Origin of the sequence: Microvirga zambiensis WSM3693 (assembly GCF_016735695.1) — a bacterium.
In the GTDB taxonomy this organism is placed as follows: Bacteria; Pseudomonadota; Alphaproteobacteria; order Rhizobiales; family Beijerinckiaceae; genus Microvirga; species Microvirga zambiensis.
Genome location: NZ_JAERQD010000016.1, coordinates 64,274 through 82,419, shown reverse-complemented (window position 1 = coordinate 82,419; position 18,146 = coordinate 64,274). Strand labels below are relative to the sequence as shown.

The following is an 18,146-nucleotide window of genomic DNA, read 5'->3' as shown; positions in this document are numbered from 1 at the left end:
CTCCTTTTTGAAACCATACCGAAGTCTAGGATTTACGACTTATCGCGAAGGCCGGCGGGGAGAGTCTCCCAGGCCCGGATGAGCTCGCCAATGGAGGACGCTTTCATCTTACGCATGACGTTGCCGCGGTGAAGCTTGACCGTAATCTCCTTGATACCGAGATCAAAGGCGATCTGCTTGTTGAGCCGGCCGCGCGCCACCTCGCGCATAACCTGCTGCTCTCGTTGTGTCAGAGTTGCAAACCGGTCGAAGTGCTGTCGAGCATTTCGAGCAGCAGCCATCTGGGCAACGTCCCTCTCGATGGCCAATGTTATCGCGTCGAGCAGGGTCTGATCGCGAAACGGCTTTGTCAGGAAGTCGATAGCGCCGGCCTTCATGGCCTGGACCGACATGGGAATGTCGCCATGGCCGGTCAGAAAGATGATCGGCTTCAGGTTGCCCTTCGCTGCCAGTTGTTGCTGAAGATCGAGGCCGCTGGCGCCGGGCATCCGGACGTCGAGTACCAGGCAACCCGGACGGTTGGGAAGATCAGCTTCCAGCAACTCGCGAGGCGAGGCGAAACCCATCGCATCAAGCCCAACGGACAACATGAGCTCCTGTATCGCAGCCCGGATGTCCTCGTCGTCGTCGACGATGAGGACCAGCGGACGACTCTCACCAGCGTCGAGTATGTTCATCGCGATAGCTCCGACTCCGAGCGCCCCGGCGCGCTCGCGGCTTCGATCGGCAGCGTAAAGGTGAATGTCGCCCCCTGGCGCTCGTTGTTCTCAGCCCACAACCGGCCGCCATGAGCCTCGACAATCGACCGGCAGATTGCCAATCCCATGCCCATACCCTGCTCCTTTGTCGTGAAGAACGGCTCGAACACTCTCTCCGGAAACGCGACGCCCTGGCCACGATCACTGATGTCGATTCGGATCTCGTCACCGGGTCGGTGTACGCGAACTCCAAGAACTCTGTCACCTGAGATTGAATCCATCGCGTCCATGGCATTGCGGATGAGATTGACGAGAACTTGCTGAACTTGGACACGGTCGAGCGCGACGGGAGGAAGGTCGCTTTCGACCTCAACATCCATACGAATGCGGCGCCGGATCGCCTCTTCAGCCATGAGAGTATGTGCGTCCGCAATGACGCTCTCGAGCAACGTGCTCGCCCGCGTCTCTACTGAATGCTTGAACAAGGCGCGGATGTGACTCACGATGTCGGCCGCGGTATTTGCATTATGGATGATGCGCTCCACCGTTTTGCTCGCGCGGTCGAGATTTGGAGGAGACGCCGAGAGCCAGCGCTGGCATGCGTTGGAGTTGGCAATGACCGCCGCCAGCGGTTGGTTGACCTCATGCGCGATTGCGGCCGACAGCTCGGCGAGGCTCGCAGCCTGGCTCGCCCGCGCTAGGCTCTCTCGCGCCAGCCGCAGCTCTCCCTCAACACGAACCTGATCATCGATATCTTGTGAGAGGCCAAACCATTGGACGATGCGTCCACTCTCATCCCGCAACGGCTCGGCACGGCCTGACACCCAGCGGTAGACCCCATCCACTCTCCGCATGCGGTAATTCAAGGAAAAGCTCTCACCCGTGACAAGAGATCGGTTGAGCGCTTCCTCCAGCTTGGCGACGTCGTCTGGATGGAAGAGGGTCGCGATGGCAGTTGCCAATCGGTTGGTGCCAGCCTTCCGGAAGTCTCCAACATTGAGGCCGCAGAACTCGATCATGCGTTTACTGAAGAACGTCGGATCGCCTTTCGGCGACAGCCGCCAGAGCAGGCTCGGAACCATGTCAACGAGCTGTGAGAGTTCTCGCTCTCGGTTGCGCAACGCCTCCTGCGCCGTCACCAGGTCATCGATGTCGACGCTCACTCCATACCACTGGATGATCTTCTCAGACTCATCGCGCAACGGCTCGGCGCGGCTCTCGACCCACCGGTGAAGACCATTGGCTCGACGCTGACGATACTTCACGACGAGGGGTGATCCGGTCGCGATCGCACGTGCGAACACGTGATCAACCGCATCCCGCTCGTCCGGGTGTATCACGGCGAGGGTTCGAGAGCCGTCAGCCGCGATCATATCCTTGACGGTGACACCGGTGACGTCCATTGCCCGTTTGTTGAGGTAACACGGTATTCCCTCCGGAGTCATGCACCAGATGAGAGCTGGCACCGCGTCGATCATCTGCTGAAGCTGACGCTCACTGCGCCGCAGCGCCTCTTGCGCGCGCATCTCATCGTCGACGTCGATGGATACCACGTACCATTGCACAATCGCTCCGCTTTGATCCCGCAGCGGTTCCCCACGGCCGTCAACCCATCGGTATAGGCCGTCGGCCCGCCGCATGCGGTACTTCATGGCAAATGGTTCGCCCGTGACAAAGGAATGGCGGGCCGTCGTGAGCAGTCGGGCTGCGTCGTCGGGGTGGACGAGAGTCGTAATAGCTGCGGCCAGCCGGCTCATACCTGGCTTGTCCAGGCGGGCCAGCTCGTTCAACCCAAAGAAGTCCAGCAGTCGCTTGTTGAAAAAGATCGGCTCGCCTTCGGGTGTCATGCGCCGGATATGGACCGGAACCATATCGACGAGTTGCGAGAGCTCCCGCTCTCGTTCACGCAGGGACGAGAGCGCTTGCTGGTTCTGTCGGGAAATCGCGGCCACGATGAGGGCAGAGAATGCCGAGATGGCCAGAAAAAGCTGCAGCATGACCTGCTTTTCCCTCTGGGTCTCGGGATCACCGACAAAGTGGCTGCCACCCGAGATCGTCAGTGCCATCGTGATCAGTGCAAGCAGGGTCAACGCTACGGCCACGCCCTTAAACTCAAAGCGTACAGCCGCCCAAAGGAGCGGTGGCATGATGATATAGGCGGAGGCCAGATAATCGGTGCTCAAGGATAGCGCGGCGATACCGAGAAAGATCAGGCCCAGGATGCCGGCTTCCGTCCATTGTGCGGCAGAGAACTGTGTCCTGCCGCGCCAGTGCTGGATTACGATCAGTGTCAGCGGCCCTAAGAGCAGGATACCGGTGGCGTCACCGATCCAGAATAGCGGCCAAACTCCCGTGAAGGTTTGGGCCTCGATGCCGAACCACGCAAGCGCTGCGCTTCCGACCGTTGCGCTGAAGAATGGCGCGACACCGGCGCCTAGGCCAACGAATGCGAGAACATCCGATAAAGTTTCCAGCCGAAGCGGCCGGCCGCAGGCCCAGTTTACGAGCGTTGCGCCGACGACCGCACAAAGCACATTTCCGACAAAGATCAGGAAGCCCGCAGGCAATGGACTGTGGAACCATACGAGCTGCGCGAACATTTCGGCCAGACAGCCGGACAGAATCCACCACGGCCAGGTGTAAGGTGAGGTGAGGATCAATGTCGCGATAAAGACCCCGGCCGGCGGCCAGATGGAAACTGTTATTCCAGGAACAATCGCGAGTGCATCGGCAAATCCGCAGCCCAGGACATAGGCGAGAAAGAACACTGCGAGGTGCAAGAATCGAGGACGCTGAGACCAGACGGACATCATCGGCTTCTCCCGCCAGACAAAGATAGCTTGGGGCCTCTCAGCGCTTGGTATAGCACTTGCTTTTAGGTTTTGGGCCGTCGAACCCATGGTTCCACCTTGGACACGCTAGGGAAAAGCGCACCCCTGATATTATAATGTTATGGAATTGGCGCACTGAGCTAGTCGTGCGCCCCCTGCATGATGGCTCGATGCTACTTCCTCCGACCGGATCGAACGCCGTTCAAGAACAGCTCGACAGCGGAGGCGACCGCCGCTCGCATTTCTTTGTCCGACGGCGGACGGCGAAGGCCGAGAATGACCTGCAGATGGAGATTGTCACGGATCATGCCGACGAAATGCCCGGCTGCGCGCTGGCAATCGTCCGCCCGGATTTCTCCCCGTTCCTTGGCGAGTTCAATCACCTGAGCAAGCTGGGAGGTGGCTCGGCCCGGTCCCTCGTCATAGAAGGACCGCACAAGGTCAGGGAAGCGATTGGCCTCGGTAACGGCCATGCGATAAATACCGATCAAGGTGGGCGACATGTAGCCGCTCATGAGATGCTGACCGAAAGCTGTCAGCGTCTCCCGCAAGTCATGCCCTTCGATCTCCTCGATCGCCAAGGTCGATAGCACTCGATCTGCGTTTTCGGTGACGATGGCCGAGAACAAGCCCTCCTTGTTGCCGAACTCGCTATAGATGTTGCGCTTCGATCCGCCGGCGCGCTCGATGATCGCATCGATGCTTGTTGCCGCGTAGCCTTGCTCGAAGAAGACCTCGGCAGCCGCTTGCAGAAGGATTTCCCGACGACTGCTCGGCCGCCCTGACTTTGCTGCAACTACAGGCATCGAACCTCCCCCCAGATTTGGGTCCTTGTTTGGTAACGGTCGTTACCTTGCCTGTCAATGGTGATGGGCGTCACCGAACGTCGTCGCGCGGCTCGACAAGGCGCCCAAAGCCAGAAGGTCCGTCTTTGATGACTTGATACGGGGCACCTAAACTTCAGTATAGCCTTCGTAGACCTATCGAGTGGCTGCACACGCCGCTGGATCAATAGCGGCACCAGTGTCGGATCGGCATGATTGCACGGTGATGCACGTACCGAGTGCGCTGAGAAAGTCGATCATCATGGCCACCGTAAGCGTGATCGAAGCTGCGTCCTATTCTTGACTGGTAACATACATTACCGTATAGGTCAGTGGTAATACACATTACCGGAGAGTGCTATGGCGCAGCTCGGCAAGAAAAAGCGGATCGGTATCCTGTTATGCCTGGGGGCAGGCGTTGTATCGGCTGCGGGTTGGGCTTGGGCTCGCTCGAGCGACGAGGCATCGACCGACAACGCCTATATCCGCGGAGACCTGACATCCCTCGCGCCAAAGGTTGCAGGTTATGTCACGGCGGTCGAAATCGAAGACAACCAAGCCGTTCAGGCTGGTGATGTGCTGTTCCGGATCGACGACCGAGACCACCGCGCACGGCTTGCGCAAGCGGTAGCCAATATCGAAGCTGCCCAGGCTCGCCTGACCAATGTCGACGCGGAAACCCAGTTGCAGTACGCTCTCATCGAGCAGGCGGAAGCTCAAAAGCAATCGGCCGTGGCAGAATTGAATCGCGCGACCAGGGCGTCCGACCGCCACCGTCAGCTGATCCGCAGCAACGCCGTCAGCCAGGCCCAGATCGATGAAAGCGATGCCGTGCGATCGCGAGGCGAAGCGGGTGTGGCGGCAGCGGCGGCTACGGTCGAGGCTCAACAGCGCCGCATCACCGTCCTCGTGACCCAACGCGATGCAGCCGTCGCGGCCGTCGCACGGGCACAGGCCGCACGCGATCTTGCCCAGATCGATCTCGACAACACGGTGGTCCGCGCGCCGGTTGGCGGCGTGATCGGCAACCGCCAGGTCCGCGTCGGCCGGCTGGTGACGCCAGGAGCGGCGCTGCTCGATATCGTCCCGGTCACCGACGTCTGGGTCGTGGCGAACTTCAAGGAAACCCAACTCGAGCATATCCAGCCCGGCCAGCGCGCTAGGATCACCGTCGACGGCTATCCGAACGAGTCGCTTGAAGGAATCGTGGACAGCTTCGCGCCCGGGAGCGGCTCCGCCTTCAGCCTGCTGCCGGCAGACAATGCGACGGGTAACTTCGTTCGCGTCGTCCAGCGAGTTCCGGTCAAGATCCGGTTCGCCAACAATCCATTGCCCGGTCGCCTCGTGCCCGGCCTGTCCGCGCGGGTTGAGATCATGGAAGGAAGCGGCTCATGACAACGGCGGTCATGTGCCTGCCGTGCCGCAGCACGCCGGCACCGAGTGCCCTGCTTATGGCGGGGATCGTGCTTGCCGCACTGACGGAGGCAATCGCCAGCACAGTCCTGGCGCTCGGGCGCGCCGACATCCTCGGCGATACCTATGCCACGCCGGATGAGTTCGCTTGGCTGGATGTTGGATACACCGCTTGCAAAATGATCGGGTTCGTGGCGGCTCCCTCGCTTTTCACCCGCATCAACCCGCGCAACCTAATTATCGCGGCGACCCTTGTGATGGGCACGGCCTGCGGTCTGGCCGCCTTCACGGCTCGGTTGGACGTGCTGGTCGCCCTTCGCATCCTCCAGGGCCTGTCCGGCGGGATCCTTCTCGTCGGGGGCCAGGCGCTCATCTTTCTCGCCTATCCGCGATCTCAGCAGCCGATCCTGCAGGCCTTGTTTGCGATGGGTTCGGTCGTTGCGCCCGCGACGATCGCCCCTGCCCTTCAGGGCTGGTTGCTCGATAGCCACTCCTGGACATGGATCTTCTTCGGAGTCGTTCCGGTGGCACTGACGGCGGCCGGCCTCCTGCTGATGGTCGATGGTCCAGCTCCCGGCAAGACCACGTCTCGTCCATTCGACTGGCTGGGCTTCTCCCTGATCTCCGCCGCACTTTTATGCTTCACCTACGTTCTCAGCCAGGGCAGCCGATGGGACTGGTTCGAGGAGTCCCGCATCCTTTGGTCCACCCTTGTCGGCACATCCGCCCTGCTGGCCTTTCTCGGTCAGCAAGTCCTGACCGACGGCCACCGCCTGCTCGATTTTACCGCGTTTCGATCGGACGATTTCACCTTTGCCTTCATCGTCAGCTTTGTTGCCGGCGCGGCGTTGTTCGGAAGTGCATTCCTGATTCCGTCATTTGCCGTATCCGTCCTCGCGTTCACGCCGACCGATGCCGGCCTTCTCCTGTTGCCGAGCGGCGCCCTTTTTATCGGAGCGCTCCTGCTCGCAGCCTTTCTCTTCCAGTTCCGTCGCAGTGCGCCATTCGCCACCGTGCCGTTCGGCATTCTAATGATCATGGTGGCGATGTGGATGCTGTCCGGCTCAACCAGTCAAAGCGGCGCGGATGACATGATGGGAGCCATCCTGCTGCGCGGCCTGGGGCTAGGCTTCCTGTTTCTGTCAATCACCCTGATCGCTTTCAGCCCTCTCAACAACAGCAATCTCGCATCCGGCATCGGCCTCTTCAATACGGGCCGTCAGCTCGGCGGTCTCATGGGAGTTGCCGGCCTCCAGACCCTGATCGAGCATAACGTCGTCGCCAACTTCGCGGTGCTCGGGTCTCACGTCACAGCGGGCGCTCCTGTGATCGGCGAGCGTCTGACGGCGACGACGGCGATGCTCGTGGCAAAAGGAATGGACGCCTCAGCCGCGGGCCCAGCCGCCATGAGCCTTCTGGGCCGGGCCGTCGCAGGTCAGTCGACCGTGATTGCCTTTGATACCGCATTCAACGCGGTGGCCCTGCTTTTTGTCATAGCGGCGCCGTTGCTGGTGACCGTCAAGATCGGCCTGCATCGATATGCGAAGGCGCAGGCTGCGAAGTCACCGAGGACGATTGAGTTTCATCTCAAACGATCGCCCGAACAAGAGGCGGAGAAGATCCCGCGTCAGGCGTTCGGCTAAGTCCGCGTCGGCCGACCTGACAACATTTGCCCCATTGCGGGACGCCCAGATTGCGAACCTGTGCCCCCTGCACGCAGGCTCCATGAGCATCCCGCCGGGCCCTGGCCGCCGCAGCCAGGGCCCACTCGCAACCATTCTGCACCGCTTACCGGTCAACCGGCTCCAGCGTCGAGGTCGCGGCTCGGAACACGAATGCGCCCGGTCCAGCATAGCGCTTGCCCAGCGGGTTCTCGATCTGCGCCTGAAATTTCGAGTAGAGCGCCACCATCGCGGTGAAGCGGGCATGCTTGAAGGTGTCGGACGTCGTCAGCTCCGAGATATCGATAACACGGGCACCGTACCGCTTAGCCGCTGCCTGAACCCACGGATCGTGGACATCGTCGGCGCCGACACGCCGCCCTCCGGTGATGATGCGAGACAGGGTCAGGGCACTGTCATCGCTCGACACCAACAGCGTGAGGGGACGAGGGAGGCGCCCGACGATCTCGAGCTGGCGCACCATATCGGCAATATCGATATCAGGAGCAGCCAACACGACGTTCGAAAACCGCTCGAAAACCGCTCGACGACGCTCGCGGCTCATCTTCGTCAGCGTCTCCATTGCGAGCCATCCTCCCATGCTGTGTGCAAGCAACACGACCCGCTCACGCCGTCGCTCAGCAAGAATTTCGATGGTCCTCGCAAGACCATCCGTCGATGCCGCCGCGGCGGCTCTGTCGGCGCTGTAGCTAAGCGGCCTCCCTTGGGATGGCCAAGCGAACAGAACTGCGACCCGGTTATCGTGAGCATCTGTCGTGATCTGGGCGAGGCGATAGACCGTTTCCTGAAAGCTATTGTTATATCCGTGAACGAAAAGCCGAATGGAACTTCCGTCGCTCACTGCGCTGGCGATCCCGGATCGGAACTCGGCCTCCGAGAGGCGCGCCGCGTCGACGGTGACGAAGTCAGTAGCCGGATCGGGCGGGTCACTTGGCCACTCGATCACATCGGTTCGGTGCGCCGGTGGGATCGAGATCACATATCGGGCAAAATGAAGTGTCGGCGAACGCCTGCCACCGAATGTCGTTCCCGATCCGGGCTCTGGCGCTCGCAGGGTCGCGACGAAGACGGGGACTTTTCTGCCCACGCGCTCTGTTCGTGCGGGCTGCAGGACGCCGGGTCCAGGTCGTGTGACACACGCGCCCAGCGAAGTGACGAACGTGGCGACCAAAAACCAGCAAACCGCGTGGGCCAGCCAGACTCCGATGACATGGTTCGTTCTTGCTCTGTAGAGAACCATCTGCCAGCCCTCCGATTGGCATTGGATCAAGTGCCTTGACGCGACTGCCGCTCATGCGTTTCGATGCTCCAACAGACATCTTTCAATATCGGGAAGCAATCGGCTATCGACCGAAGGGAGATACTCTCCTATGCCAAAGCATAGGGTCCCTTTGAGACACCGATAGCGCGTGTTCGCGCTGGGTCTAGTCGCCCTGAGCCTTGGAGCAGCCCAACAGATGCCTGGGTAGAATAGGCGTAGCCGCCAGACTGCCGCACTCTTCTCGTTCCGGCCACCTCGATCAGGATGATGAGGCGGCCCGGAATGGAATGAGAGAGGAGCTTAAGATGAAAAGCGAATTACCAAATAAAGGGTTGGAGTGGACCAACCTGATCCTCGGCCTATGTCTGGCCTCTGCCGCATTCATGTTCGCCGCGATGCCTTCCGCGGCATGGAACGCGGGTATCGTCGGCACGCTGGTTGCGGGCTGCTCCGCTGCCGCGCTCTACCGATACGGGGATTGGGCCGAATGGTCCAATCTCACTCTGAGCTCGTGGGCGATCGTCGCTCCGTTCCTGCTCGGCTTCGGATCGGCACCGGCCGCAATGTGGACGCATGTCCTGATCGGGCTTTGCGTCGCGACGATTGCGATCATCCAGCTCATGGCTAGTCGCAGAATGCAGGAACCTTCGCGAACCAGGCCTACCGCCGCGGAATAACGAAGCAGCTTAACATCGGGAGGCGCACCAGGGGATAGCCGCTGCTCACGAGGGCAGCGGCTTGCCGGCCTGCTCCTGAACGATGTACTCGGCGTACCAGTCCGGCCAGTTCTCATCGTGCTTCCCGCCGTTGCGCTTCTCGTGTTCCCCATGAGCGGATGCAGCGCGGCGGAGTGTAGCCGCAAGCTCGGCCACCGAGGTGAACGTCGTATTGTCCGCGTCCACGCGCCCGGGCAGGCGCGCGGTGATCTCCTGCAGCATCCAACCATTGCCATCCGGATCGCTGAACGTGGCGAAGGAGTTGTAGCTGCGCCGCTCCGGATCCGGTCCGCTCGAAGGGCCCTCCCCGATCGCCGCCCGATGAAACACGTCGCTGACATCGACGCCGCGATTGACGAGGTCAGCGCGGGCTGCCTCGATGTCGGAGACGACGAGATACATGCGCTGTGCCGAGCCGGGCTCAGCCGATGTCACGCCCTTGCCGAAGTGGATCGAGCACGGCGAGCCTGGAGGCGTGAATTGGACGACCCGGAACGCATCCCCTTTGACGAAGTCGGCATCGAGCCTCCATCCCAGTCCACCGTAGAAGCGCTTGGCACGTTCGACATCCGCAACGGGGATGACGACGACCTCGAGCTTCAAATCGACCGTCCGCGCACCGGGGATGTTGGCCGTTGTCGTTCCGCGCAATTGCGTATCGGTCATGTCAGCCTCCTTCAGGTTGAAAACGCTGCAAACGGCAATTGCTATCGCGCCCGATCACAGGCGATCGACGTCGATCACGGCCTCGGCAAAGGCCTGCGGCGCCTCCTGCGGCAGGTTGTGACCGATGCCGCCGGTGATCAGTCGATGTTCATACTTGCCGGAGAACTTCCTGGCATAGGCGGCCGGGTCCGGATGGGGAGCACCATTGGCATCGCCTTCCATTGTGATGGTCGGCACAGTGATGACCGGGAAGGCAGCCAAGCGCCGTTCCAGATCATCGAGCTTCGGGTCGCCTTCCGCCAGGCCGAGCCGCCAGCGGTAGTTATGGATCACGATGGCCACATGATCCGTATTGTCAAATGACGCCGCACTTCGCTCGAACGTGGCGTCGTCGAATTTCCATTTCGGTGACGCGAGCTGCCAGATGAGCCTCGCGAAGTCATGCCGGTACTTGTCATAGCCGGCGCGGCCGCGCTCGGTGGAAAAATAGAACTGGTACCACCATTCGAGCTCCGCTTTGGGCGGCAATGGCATCCTGCCGGCGTCCTGGCTGCCGATCAGGTAGCCGCTCACGGATACCATGGCCTTGCACCGCTCCGGCCAAATCGCCGCGACGATGTTGGCCGTCCGTGCACCCCAGTCGAAACCGGCGAGCGTTGCCTTCTCGATCCTGAGCGCATCCATCAGCGCGGTGACATCGACGGCGAGCGCCGACGGCTGGCCGTTGCGGAAGGTTCCGTCGGACAGAAATCGGGTCGAACCATAACCACGCAGATACGGGACGATCACCCGGTAGCCCGCAGATGCCAGCATCGGGGCGACATCGAAAAAGCTGTGAATGTCGTAGGGCCAGCCGTGCAGAAGCAGGGCAACAGGACCGTCGGCAGGCCCCGCTTCCGCGTATCCGACATTCAATTCGCCGGCATCAATCTGCTTCATCGGCCCGAACGGCATGTTTGTGCCCGGCCCACGTGCCCCGTCCGCCTGGGCCTGCGCCGAACCCATCGTGAGGAGTTCAGTGCCTGCAACGGTCATGGCCATCAGGCTCAGCAAGCGGCGACGCCCATGGTTGACTCCGTCGGACATTGGCTTCCTTCCCCAAGCGCAAAGATGTGAGTGCTGCCCGGACTTCCCCGGTGATGAGCTCCGGTGAGAAACTCAGCCAACCGATGTCGCCTTGGCATGCAATGACGCGATCAACTCGGCAGTGGTCAGAATTGCATGGGCGTAGGTCGGCCCATTGAGCCTGTGCGCGGCATGCATCATCTCGAGCGAATAGGCAGCCGTCGCATCAGTGACCAAGGTGACGTGATAGCCCAGTTCCATGGCGAAGCGGCCGTTGGATTCGATGCAGGTGTTGGCCACCAGGCCAACGAGGATGACTTTCTCGACCCCGTGCTGCTTGAGCTGCTGATCGAGGTCGGTGTTGGCGAAGCCGCTCTGGGCCCAATGCTCCTTGACGATGACGTCGCCCTCGCGCGGCACGAAATCCGGGTGCCACTCGCCGCCCCAGGTGCCAACGGCGCAGAGGTGGCTTTCGCCGGATCTGATTTGAGACGGATTGACATGCTTCCAGCGCCGATAGTCTCCGGGCTCCCAGCGATGATGCGGCACGATGAAGACCTGGATGTTCCTCTCTCGCGTGGTTGCGACGATGGCTTTCAGGTTGTCGATCAGGCCGACCTGCTCCGCGACGTCCTTTACCCGCGGCCATAGCTTGCCGCCCGCGGAGAGGAAATCGTTATAGGGATCGACGAACAGCAAGCCGGTTCGGGCGGGATCGTAGGTCGGTCTCGTCATTCAGAACCTCCCGCGGATTGATCATCACGTTCTCGCCCTTCGACGCCGAAGCCTTCAGTTCGATTGGCGGAGTGCCGGCCGGAACCGGCTGCGCAGCCGGGAACGCCGACGGCGAGCATGATTGCCGACGTGCCGAGGAGCATTGCAGCGGCGGGCATCAGAAAGGACATCGTCATTCCCCCTGGCGGTCGAAACAAACCACGCGTTACAGGAGCGACGCCAACAAGAATCGGTGACCGGAAGTGGCGGAGTGAGAGCCTGGGTCCGGCGCGCGATTTCAACGCATGTCACCAGGATACGCCTCTCAGCCGGCGTGACAAGCCAGGGGACATCGCGACCGCGAGCCCTATACCTTTGGTATGCAATCGAACCCAGGAGCCAACAGGTGCCGTGACACCGGGAAACCACCCTCATGACTTGCCGACGTCGAAGGAACCCGTCCATGGCTGATCGCGTCCACAACGTCCTGTTCATCAGCACGGCCAACTCGGCCCGCTCGATCCTGTCCGAGGCCATCCCGAACGACATCGGCAAGGGCCGATTTCGTGCCTATAGCACCGGAAGCCAGCTGCTCGGCGGCATCAATCCCTACGCCCTCAACCTCCAGCGCACCCTGGGCCATGACGCCGCGGTCTTGCGTTCCAAAAGCTGGGATGAGTTCGCTGGGCGCGACGCACCACATATGGATCTCGTGTTCACCGTGATACCGCAGCCAATGAAACATGCCCGGTCCGGCCCGACCAACCGACGACGGCGTTGAAACTGTTGTGGGATGGTGTTTCCGGCAATCTCGCTTGAATTTGGACCGCGCATGTCTGCTACGGGTCGTGCCTATGTGGCAGTAGTGTCGTCCAGTGGATACCATGATCCTGATCATGAAGGGACCCGGCTCCAATGGCTAACGAAACACGGGATTATCTGTTTCTGGACGATCTGCACGTCGGCCAGACCTTCACGAGCCCATCGCACAGACTGGATGCGGAACAGATCAAACGGTTCGCGAAAGAGTTCGATCCGCAGCCTTTTCATCTCGACGAGGCCGCTGCGGCCCGATCGCTCTTTGCTGGGCTCGCGGCCAGCGGCTGGCATACGGCCGCCGTCACAATGGGATTGCTCGTCAACGGCGGCGCGCCCATCGCCGGCGGCCTCATCGGCGCGGGTGGCGAGATCGCGTGGCCCAAACCGACCCGTCCCGGTGACGAACTTCGAGTCGTCAGCGAGGTCATGGAGATCAATCCGTCCCGTTCGAAGCCTGACCGCGGCATCGTGGTGTTGCGGAGCGAGACCCGGAACGAGCGCGGCGAAGTCGTTCAGGTGCTGACGTCGAAGCTCGTGGTTCCACGACGCCCGTCCACCTCCGCGATTGACTCAGGCCGATGAGCTCCCGGACACGGAACGATCGCGACGGCAGCCGTTCAGGAACAAGCGCGCGCATTCAACGCTTCTGATACGGGTGGAAGATGTAGTCCTTGGCCTTCACGGCCACGTGGCATGCGTGTCCGCAATCCGAGGGACTGGGATCGGCTGCGAACCTGTCGGATGCGGGGTCATAGTTGAACAGCGCATAACCCCAGCCGCCGCTGTCCGGAAACCTCTTGGCGTCCTTTTCGATGACGAAAGCCTGCGAGAAGACGTCCGGCACGTCCACCACGAAGGGCGCCTCTGTGCTCTTCTTCGGCTTCCACTGGAGCTTGGCGATCCTGGAGCCGTCCGGGAACGGCTGGCCGTTGCCCGGAACGCCGGCCTTGTAGGCCGCGATCATGGTCGGATTGGCGACGATGACCTTGAGCACTTCGTCGGTCCGGGCGGACGAGACTACCGCCCAGTCCTCATATCCCCGAAAGTCGGAGAACGCGATTCCGCCTGGCGATGTCAGCGCGTATTTGTCCTGCGCGTAGACGGCCGTGCCCAGAACAATCACGGTCGTAGCTGCGGCCAGTATCTTGGCGAAGATGGTCATGAGCGGACGAACTCCATCATGAGGCGACTTCTCGCCTGTTCGGGTTCAACTCCACTGGGAAGACCCCATTCTTAGCACAGATGGCCGTGGCATGGGAGACCGCGAACTGAAAAGGCCGCTTCCCTGCGGCCGATATGCCGGCCCTGGACGCGCGGCGTCGAGGGCGAGCACGTTCGAGAAGCTGAGCAGTGCTCCGATGCAGTCATCGGCCGAGCTTCGATCACGGCCTCATGGCTATGTTGCTTGCGTGCGACTGCATTCGGTCTTCGATATCACGCCTTCGAGCGCACTGTCGTGATGCCTGAAGACGCGGTCTGCGCATCGTAAGCGAGCCCCACGCCGAGCGGGTGCCAACGCACTCGCATTTTACTGCACTAATTCAGGCTTTGGCTTAAAAAATTGCGAATACGCTCTCAAGCACTCAAAATCTCGTCCCATACTTGGTGTCATGCAAAATTGCCGGCTGCTTGCGCGCGATACCTACGAGACAGGTCTAATCTCGCCTTGATTTGCGATCAGGATCTGCGCCGCCAGCCAAGGTGTGGCCATGCTTGTGACCCACGACCAAATCGAATTCATCGCTCGGGCGCTCTATGACGCTCAGGACTGCGCGCGGGGCTGGGACAGAGAGCCGGAACGGCTCAGGCAGGCGTTTCGGCAGGATGCCCAGGCTATCACGACGGTTCTCCTTGCGGCTGAGGCTGAAGATGATCCAAGTGGATGCAGGAAAGTGCACAGGAGGATTGTCGTCGAGTCCGATGTCTTTCAAACATGCTCTGCGATCAGCCTTACCTCGGCGAGGCTCGTGGCTCGTTCCCGGGAACAGATCCGCTATAGCAAGGCCCGGATTGCCCAGTCTTGGGCTCTGCTCCGCAGCCAGACGCAAGCCTAGCCTAAACTCATACTGATGATTATGCGAAATTTGCGGTTCCGCTTTGACTTTCGGTCCACGAGGTCCATAGTGCGGCCATCGCCGGCCGATCCGAACCCGTAGGCGCTGGTGGCTGAGAGAGATGTGTGCTCCCGCCTGCAAGGCTGAGGAGCACCTTCATGGATGCTACTCCCCAAACACCGATGACGCGCGCCGAGTACGATACCCTGCTGCTCCACGCCGCGCGGGAAACCGTGAAACTGTCACGCAAGCTGCTGGATCAAACAAACCCTCTGGTGACAGAGACCGTGGGGGGCGGCTGGATCGGGGCGCGTATTTTCAACCCATACGAGGATGATCCGTCAGAGGATATGAAACAGCATTCTGATGGATGATCATATTTTCAGGGCCTGAGCCGACATGAGTTTCCGGGCCAGTCGGCTCCTTGCCGGCGATCGAGACTGCCTGCGTCGAAGCTTGGAGCGCCTGGCCCGGTCCAGAGAACTCCTGGGGAGGCCCATTTAACCCGATAGTCACGTGCCGCCGCACGATCCATTCGATTTCAGTGAGCTGAAGGCCGTCGAGCCGAGCGAATGAACAAGCTTACGGTTCGAGGTCCGTACTGTGCCTTATCGGAAATTCAGTATCCACATCATAGTCTGATCAAGTCGGCCAACGGCCGTTAAGGTTACAGCCACAGCACGCAGGTCCTGGATATTGCCGTAACCCTATCGCCCTGATAGTTTCGGCTGGTCCTCATCCGTGGCGCATGATGCAGCCATGTCCTCTTTGTCGACCAGCCTGTCATGAAGCAGGCAACGGCGTCTCGGACAGTCATTATGCAGGTCAATCATCTGTTGGCTTATGGCCGTCCTGATCTAGGAACGGCCTATGCTTCACAACTTTGAGATCAACGCCCTTGAGGCCCAGCTCGCCCGTCAGGCGAGAATAAGCAATGTTGTCCTGACGCTCTCGAGCGCCCTGGCTGTCGTCGTGGTGCTCACTCAGGTCTTGGGTGTCTTGTCGATCTGAGTAACGACGACCATGCCTCACGACGGCGAGCCACGTCGCGAACATGAGCGGGAACACCGATGTATCGGCACTTGCCATCTGTAGAACGTCCTGCTCCTCTGCACCTCAATCCGTCAAATGAAGGTAGGCCGGATCGAATTCACCGGCGGCCTGGAGTGCTCTCGTATCAGGGATGTGCAACGCGCTGCCGCGTAGGGTGATCAATTTTTCCCGCCTGAGATCCTGGAGGACGCGGTTGACGTGCACTGTCGACAGTCCGAGCGTATCCGCAAGCTCGTTCTGTGTCAGCGGAAGATCATAGCCATCGCTCCTGGCAAGTCCGACGGACATCATGCGCAGATGCAGCTCGCAAAGAAGGTGGGCCGTGCGCTGATAAGCTGACCGGCGGCCCAGCCCGATCATCCATTCGCGAGCGATGGCAGCATCGATGAGGGTCTCGCGCCAAAAGGCCTTGGTGAGATTAGGGTAGCTCCGCAGCATGTCCTGAAGGCACTCATGTGGGATCAGCCCCACGTTGCTTCTCGCCAAGGTTCCCACGCCGTGATCTGGAACTTGCAAGGGAAAGCTTTGCAGATCCGGCATATCCCCAGGAATATAGAGACCCAAGATCTGCCGCTTGCCATCAGGCAGGATTTTGTAACGGCAGACGAAGCCGCTGAGAACCACGGCGCAGTCGGAGGGGCGATCTCCATCACGGATGATATCTACGTCCGCGTCAAACACCTTGACCTTCATAGGCAGGTTCAAGACCGCCCGCTCCTCATCGTCAGTGAGATCGTCGATACGGCCCAGCTTACGGAGAAGCAGGCTTGACTGAGCTTGTTCGTCCAGAGCGGTTTTCATCATCGTGCCTCTCGGTCCAAACTTTTTCGGCCCACTCTAGGTTATCCCTTGAAAATATGCGGGTTGGTCAATTTGATGGGTGTGGAAAGCTTACTTGGCCCCTAGCCAGAGCGCAGCGCGCTGTGTCGCTCCAGATCCCGCAAGATCTCTTCCCGATGCGCCTGCCACTCCGCGAGGGTGGTCTCCAACGTCAGCAGCAGGTGTTCCGCCTCGACTGTATCGTGGCCGTCATGACGCAGCTTCTCGATGAGAATCATCTGACGGGTAACGCGCCTCTCGCCCTCGGCGATGTCTCGTTCTGCCTTCGCAAGATGTTCCCGGTCGAGGTTAAGGTCCGGCATGGCCTGAACTGCTCATCGAGTGCTTGAAGTGGTGACGCTTACCACGGACCAAAGTTCCCAAATCCTTGGGATTAGTGCGATTTTCCGTCGGAAAAGGAACCTCGATCAAAGCCTGTTGTTCATTGAGTGGTGGCGGGACGAGGACAACATATGAACAATCGCGATATCATCGTCATCGGAGGCTCTTCGGGAGCGACCGCCCCTCTCAAGCGCATTCTCGGGGCGCTTCCGCCGGACCTCCCGGCAGCCGTATTCGTCGTCCTGCACATTCCGGCCAGAAGCATCGGCATCTTGTCCACGGTCGCTTCCGCAGCCGGGCTCCTGCCTGTTCACCAGGCCGTGGATGGCATGCGCATCGATCCCGGCAACATCTATCTGGCCGTTCCCGACCACCACCTGATCCTGACCGAGGGTCACATAAGGCTAGGGCGTGGGCCAAGGGAAAACATGGCGCGGCCCGCCATCGATCCGCTGTTCCGCTCGGCAGCGGCCGCTTACGGCCCCCGGGTCATCGGTGTTGTTCTAAGCGGTTTTCTGAATGACGGAGCCTCGGGCCTCGAGGCGATCAAACGCTGCGGCGGGGTCGCGATCGTGCAGGATCCGAACGACGCCACCGTCGATGAAATGCCACGCAGCGCCCTGAAATCAGTCGAGGCCGACTTGTCGGTCCCGAGCGCTCGGATCGGCGACGTGCTGTCAGACCTTGCCCGCGAGGCGGCAGGCCCGGGGGTGCCGGTCCCTCCGGATATCCGCCTGGAGGTGGATATCGCCGCAGGTGAGCGCATCGACAGCGAGGTCTTGCGGAAGCTCGCTGCTCCGGCCGCCCTGACCTGTCCCTCGTGCGGCGGGGTCCTCTCGGCGGTCACGGACAGCAAGCCCCTCCGGTTCCGCTGCCAAGTGGGCCACACGATGACTGCCGAAGTCCTGGCCAAAGAGCAGGAGAGCGCGGTAGACGAAGCGTTGCGGGTCGCCTTGCGGGTCATCGAGGAGCGGGCCGAACTGGTCACTCGGATGGCCGAAGACGGGCTCCGAAGCGGCCGTAAGGCGGTCGCCGAGATGTATAGGGATCGGGCTGTCGAATACCGGCAATATGCCGACACGCTCCGCCGGGCCGTTCTGCAATCCATGGAGCCTCTGGGCACGAAGGTGGACGAGGGAGAGCAGAACCCGGACGGTTGAGGGCATCCCGTAGCCCCACCCAAGGGGTG

The 18,146-nt window shown here is 60.9% G+C and carries 18 protein-coding genes; 8 read left to right on the top strand and 10 right to left on the bottom strand.

All coding sequences use genetic code 11. The annotated features are described in order from the left end of the window. Positions 1–32 precede the first annotated feature (32 nt). The 3 genes from JKL46_RS14215 to JKL46_RS14205 all read right to left on the bottom strand — a co-directional run bounded on the left by JKL46_RS14215 (position 33) and on the right by JKL46_RS14205 (position 4,335). On the bottom strand, positions 33–677 hold the full coding sequence (locus JKL46_RS14215; protein WP_201833835.1) for a response regulator transcription factor: 645 nt from the start codon (positions 675–677) through the stop codon (positions 33–35). Then, positions 674–3,511: an MASE1 domain-containing protein gene (locus JKL46_RS14210; protein ID WP_201833833.1), complete on the bottom strand. Its 2,838-nt coding sequence runs from the start codon at positions 3,509–3,511 to the stop codon at positions 674–676. Before JKL46_RS14210 ends, JKL46_RS14215 begins: the two co-directional genes overlap by 4 nt. A gap of 191 nt (positions 3,512–3,702) precedes the next feature. Next, positions 3,703–4,335: a TetR/AcrR family transcriptional regulator gene (locus JKL46_RS14205; protein ID WP_201833830.1), complete on the bottom strand. Its 633-nt coding sequence runs from the start codon at positions 4,333–4,335 to the stop codon at positions 3,703–3,705. A gap of 378 nt (positions 4,336–4,713) precedes the next feature. On the opposite strand from JKL46_RS14205, the gene JKL46_RS14200 reads away from it, so the two are divergent. After that, positions 4,714–5,748 carry an HlyD family secretion protein gene (locus JKL46_RS14200; protein WP_201833828.1) on the top strand — a complete coding sequence of 345 codons (1,035 nt, stop codon included), beginning with the start codon at positions 4,714–4,716 and terminating at the stop codon, positions 5,746–5,748. Beyond that, a complete protein-coding gene (locus JKL46_RS14195) occupies positions 5,745–7,409 on the top strand; it encodes an MFS transporter (RefSeq protein ID WP_201833826.1) in 1,665 nt (554 codons plus the stop codon). The genes JKL46_RS14200 and JKL46_RS14195 overlap by 4 nt, the downstream gene beginning before the upstream one ends. A gap of 145 nt (positions 7,410–7,554) precedes the next feature. Here the strand turns inward: JKL46_RS14195 and JKL46_RS14190 are convergent, their stop codons facing one another. Further along, a complete protein-coding gene (locus JKL46_RS14190) occupies positions 7,555–8,688 on the bottom strand; it encodes an alpha/beta hydrolase (protein WP_201833824.1) in 1,134 nt (377 codons plus the stop codon). Between the two features lie 326 nt (positions 8,689–9,014). Between JKL46_RS14190 and JKL46_RS14185 the strand changes: the two genes are divergently transcribed. Continuing rightward, positions 9,015–9,386, top strand: a complete 372-nt coding sequence (locus JKL46_RS14185; protein WP_201833822.1) for an SPW repeat protein — start codon at positions 9,015–9,017, stop codon at positions 9,384–9,386. Between the two features lie 45 nt (positions 9,387–9,431). Here the strand turns inward: JKL46_RS14185 and JKL46_RS14180 are convergent, their stop codons facing one another. The 3 genes from JKL46_RS14180 to JKL46_RS14170 all read right to left on the bottom strand — a co-directional run bounded on the left by JKL46_RS14180 (position 9,432) and on the right by JKL46_RS14170 (position 11,891). Further along, positions 9,432–10,091 carry a VOC family protein gene (locus tag JKL46_RS14180; protein ID WP_201833820.1) on the bottom strand — a complete coding sequence of 220 codons (660 nt, stop codon included), beginning with the start codon at positions 10,089–10,091 and terminating at the stop codon, positions 9,432–9,434. Between the two features lie 54 nt (positions 10,092–10,145). After that, positions 10,146–11,177 carry an alpha/beta fold hydrolase gene (locus tag JKL46_RS14175; RefSeq protein ID WP_201833817.1) on the bottom strand — a complete coding sequence of 344 codons (1,032 nt, stop codon included), beginning with the start codon at positions 11,175–11,177 and terminating at the stop codon, positions 10,146–10,148. A 72-nt stretch (positions 11,178–11,249) separates the two neighbouring features. Further along, a complete protein-coding gene (locus tag JKL46_RS14170) occupies positions 11,250–11,891 on the bottom strand; it encodes a cysteine hydrolase family protein (protein WP_201833815.1) in 642 nt (213 codons plus the stop codon). Between the two features lie 442 nt (positions 11,892–12,333). Between JKL46_RS14170 and JKL46_RS14165 the strand changes: the two genes are divergently transcribed. Together JKL46_RS14165 and JKL46_RS14160 are read left to right on the top strand one after the other, a co-directional pair. Continuing rightward, positions 12,334–12,651 (top strand): arsenate reductase/protein-tyrosine-phosphatase family protein, encoded by a 318-nt coding sequence (locus tag JKL46_RS14165; protein ID WP_201833813.1) that lies wholly within the window; start codon positions 12,334–12,336, stop codon positions 12,649–12,651. A gap of 134 nt (positions 12,652–12,785) precedes the next feature. Next, on the top strand, positions 12,786–13,271 hold the full coding sequence (locus tag JKL46_RS14160) for a MaoC family dehydratase (RefSeq protein ID WP_201833811.1): 486 nt from the start codon (positions 12,786–12,788) through the stop codon (positions 13,269–13,271). 55 nt (positions 13,272–13,326) lie between these two features. Here the strand turns inward: JKL46_RS14160 and JKL46_RS14155 are convergent, their stop codons facing one another. Then, positions 13,327–13,851, bottom strand: a complete 525-nt coding sequence (locus JKL46_RS14155; protein ID WP_201833809.1) for a cytochrome P460 family protein — start codon at positions 13,849–13,851, stop codon at positions 13,327–13,329. A 1,050-nt stretch (positions 13,852–14,901) separates the two neighbouring features. Between JKL46_RS14155 and JKL46_RS14150 the strand changes: the two genes are divergently transcribed. After that, a complete protein-coding gene (locus JKL46_RS14150) occupies positions 14,902–15,117 on the top strand; it encodes a hypothetical protein (protein ID WP_201833807.1) in 216 nt (71 codons plus the stop codon). Positions 15,118–15,613: 496 nt separating this feature from the next. Continuing rightward, complete coding sequence (locus tag JKL46_RS14145) at positions 15,614–15,754, top strand: hypothetical protein (RefSeq protein ID WP_201833805.1); 141 nt, start codon at positions 15,614–15,616, stop codon at positions 15,752–15,754. A 105-nt stretch (positions 15,755–15,859) separates the two neighbouring features. Here the strand turns inward: JKL46_RS14145 and JKL46_RS14140 are convergent, their stop codons facing one another. Then, positions 15,860–16,600 carry a Crp/Fnr family transcriptional regulator gene (locus JKL46_RS14140; protein WP_246529313.1) on the bottom strand — a complete coding sequence of 247 codons (741 nt, stop codon included), beginning with the start codon at positions 16,598–16,600 and terminating at the stop codon, positions 15,860–15,862. Positions 16,601–16,698: 98 nt separating this feature from the next. After that, positions 16,699–16,938 carry a hypothetical protein gene (locus JKL46_RS14135; protein WP_201833803.1) on the bottom strand — a complete coding sequence of 80 codons (240 nt, stop codon included), beginning with the start codon at positions 16,936–16,938 and terminating at the stop codon, positions 16,699–16,701. Between the two features lie 150 nt (positions 16,939–17,088). Here JKL46_RS14135 and JKL46_RS14130 point away from each other — a divergent pair, with 150 nt between their 5' ends. After that, complete coding sequence (locus JKL46_RS14130; RefSeq protein WP_201833801.1) at positions 17,089–18,117, top strand: chemotaxis protein CheB; 1,029 nt, start codon at positions 17,089–17,091, stop codon at positions 18,115–18,117. Positions 18,118–18,146 lie beyond the last annotated feature (29 nt).

Excerpts from the sequence above, each read along its gene's own strand:
- JKL46_RS14175 (WP_201833817.1), bottom strand. The coding sequence starts at position 11,177 with ATGTCCGACGGAGTCAACCATGGGCGTCGCCGCTTGCTGAGCCTGATG.
- JKL46_RS14135 (WP_201833803.1), bottom strand. The coding sequence starts at position 16,938 with ATGCCGGACCTTAACCTCGACCGGGAACATCTTGCGAAGGCAGAACGA.
- JKL46_RS14180 (WP_201833820.1), bottom strand. The coding sequence starts at position 10,091 with ATGACCGATACGCAATTGCGCGGAACGACAACGGCCAACATCCCCGGT.
- JKL46_RS14190 (WP_201833824.1), bottom strand. The coding sequence starts at position 8,688 with ATGGTTCTCTACAGAGCAAGAACGAACCATGTCATCGGAGTCTGGCTG.
- JKL46_RS14185 (WP_201833822.1), top strand. The coding sequence starts at position 9,015 with ATGAAAAGCGAATTACCAAATAAAGGGTTGGAGTGGACCAACCTGATC.
- JKL46_RS14165 (WP_201833813.1), top strand. The coding sequence starts at position 12,334 with ATGGCTGATCGCGTCCACAACGTCCTGTTCATCAGCACGGCCAACTCG.
- JKL46_RS14160 (WP_201833811.1), top strand. The coding sequence starts at position 12,786 with ATGGCTAACGAAACACGGGATTATCTGTTTCTGGACGATCTGCACGTC.
- JKL46_RS14130 (WP_201833801.1), top strand. The coding sequence starts at position 17,089 with ATGAACAATCGCGATATCATCGTCATCGGAGGCTCTTCGGGAGCGACC.
- JKL46_RS14195 (WP_201833826.1), top strand. The coding sequence starts at position 5,745 with ATGACAACGGCGGTCATGTGCCTGCCGTGCCGCAGCACGCCGGCACCG.
- JKL46_RS14150 (WP_201833807.1), top strand. The coding sequence starts at position 14,902 with ATGGATGCTACTCCCCAAACACCGATGACGCGCGCCGAGTACGATACC.
- JKL46_RS14215 (WP_201833835.1), bottom strand. The coding sequence starts at position 677 with ATGAACATACTCGACGCTGGTGAGAGTCGTCCGCTGGTCCTCATCGTC.
- JKL46_RS14155 (WP_201833809.1), bottom strand. The coding sequence starts at position 13,851 with ATGACCATCTTCGCCAAGATACTGGCCGCAGCTACGACCGTGATTGTT.
- JKL46_RS14205 (WP_201833830.1), bottom strand. The coding sequence starts at position 4,335 with ATGCCTGTAGTTGCAGCAAAGTCAGGGCGGCCGAGCAGTCGTCGGGAA.
- JKL46_RS14170 (WP_201833815.1), bottom strand. The coding sequence starts at position 11,891 with ATGACGAGACCGACCTACGATCCCGCCCGAACCGGCTTGCTGTTCGTC.
- JKL46_RS14200 (WP_201833828.1), top strand. The coding sequence starts at position 4,714 with ATGGCGCAGCTCGGCAAGAAAAAGCGGATCGGTATCCTGTTATGCCTG.
- JKL46_RS14145 (WP_201833805.1), top strand. The coding sequence starts at position 15,614 with ATGCTTCACAACTTTGAGATCAACGCCCTTGAGGCCCAGCTCGCCCGT.
- JKL46_RS14140 (WP_246529313.1), bottom strand. The coding sequence starts at position 16,600 with ATGATGAAAACCGCTCTGGACGAACAAGCTCAGTCAAGCCTGCTTCTC.
- JKL46_RS14210 (WP_201833833.1), bottom strand. The coding sequence starts at position 3,511 with ATGATGTCCGTCTGGTCTCAGCGTCCTCGATTCTTGCACCTCGCAGTG.